The 805-nt window shown below is 43.1% G+C and carries 1 protein-coding gene and 1 pseudogene; both read right to left on the reverse strand.

Annotated elements, in window-relative coordinates; all coding sequences use genetic code 11:
• Positions 1-306: 306 nt before the first annotated feature.
• Positions 307-522, reverse strand: a pseudogene (locus HMPREF3119_RS07555) (integrase core domain-containing protein); the annotation flags it as partial.
• Positions 523-534: 12 nt separating this feature from the next.
• A partial coding sequence (locus HMPREF3119_RS18770) for a transposase (protein WP_139144837.1) occupies positions 535-805 on the reverse strand: 271 nt, incomplete at its 5' end.

The following is an 805-nucleotide window of genomic DNA, read 5'->3' on the forward strand; positions in this document are numbered from 1 at the left end:
GGCTTGCTTAAATCTATCCGGCGTCAATATTGTAGATACCATCTCTTAGGAGCTAATTCAAACTTAATTCAGACTGATATTTTCTTTGATTCTTTATAGCCCCAAAACAAATTTGAATTAGCTTTCGCATCGCAGCACCTAATGCTTGCATCTTTGTTTTTCCTGCAGATAAAAGTCGCTTTTTTTGTGCTTTGATATCTGGGTTATATTTATCTGCGCTAACTGCGGCTAAAAATATTTTTGATCGAATTCGAGATAGCCCAATTTTACTTAATGTTGTTCTGCCTTTAAATGAGAGTGTAGTGGTCAACTAAAACTGGCCACGGTTTTAGAGTTTTCCCAGAATCGGTTTTCTGATTCGTTTGGTGGTAATCCACCGTTATATTCATGCGGCCTGAGTTCGCTGTAATACCCGACGATATAATCCGTTATTGCATGAACGGCTTCGCTGAAGCTGATATAGCCGGTCACCGGTACCCATTCGTTTTTCAGGCTTCTGAAGAAGCGCTCCATCGGGCTGTTGACGCTCCTATGTCAAGAGCGGCGATTGGCATATGCGAGGTCCGATAAAATCAATGGATAGAGCTCACGGATGATGTAGCGTTTTAGGCATCTCAGGATCTCTTTAGTCGATAGCCCTTCACCAGTTCGTCTGTCGACATAGATTCTCGTGCGCGGATCGCTACGCATACGTACAAGGGCTATTGTCCACAGGGCATTGTTTGCTTCACGTGAGCCACCATGGTTTAATCTGTGCCTTACTGTTTTCCCTGATTGTACATGAAAGGAATGTTTACCGAGATCG

The sequence above is a fragment of the Morganella sp. HMSC11D09 genome, from assembly GCF_001807955.1.
Taxonomy (GTDB): Bacteria; Pseudomonadota; Gammaproteobacteria; order Enterobacterales; family Enterobacteriaceae; genus Morganella; species Morganella morganii.